Source organism: Bacillus altitudinis 41KF2b (assembly GCF_000691145.1).
Taxonomy (GTDB): Bacteria; Bacillota; Bacilli; order Bacillales; family Bacillaceae; genus Bacillus; species Bacillus altitudinis.
In genome coordinates, this window is sequence record NZ_ASJC01000039.1 from 1 (window position 1) to 525 (window position 525).

The following is a 525-nucleotide window of genomic DNA, read 5'->3' on the forward strand; positions in this document are numbered from 1 at the left end:
CAACTCCCCACGGGGGACGGAGATTGGGAGCCATAAAGCCCCGTGAAGGTGTGGGACGCCCCTTCGCTGCCATTCGGTGACCCAGTGCACCCGGTAGACCCCCAGACGGGTTAGACGCTTGAAATAGGCGTTTCTGAGCCGTTTCCAGTCGTCGGCAGTGGGTGGGCAGTCCCGGACAGTGAGCGTGATGGCATAGCCCCGGAGAGGCTCCCCGGAAGCGGTGGTGTCTAGGGTGCGTTCGTCGACTGATCGGAGGAAATGAACCATGCGCCGGGTGGCGGATTCTGACCAGCCTTCAACGGTGCCCCGTTTGGCTCTCAGGTGATCGTTTTTCTTGGGGGGGGTGCCCATGGTGACCCCATGGCGGTACAATTTGAGTGTTCGCATGTTTCTGCTCTGCTTAGTGGTTATCAGGATGCGAACCGGGCCCGGGGTGTTGGTAGCACTGCCGGGCTTTTTTATGTCCGCGATATGGGGAATTTATCAGGTAGCGGGAAGATATGTAACTACTAATCAAGGCGGGGG

The 525-nt window shown here is 59.0% G+C and carries 1 protein-coding gene; it reads right to left on the reverse strand.

Translation table 11 applies throughout. The features are described from left to right. Positions 1 to 387 (reverse strand): rolling circle replication-associated protein (locus BA79_RS19980; protein ID WP_035704567.1); only part of this gene is annotated, 387 nt, incomplete at its 3' end. Positions 388 to 525: the final 138 nt, after the last annotated feature.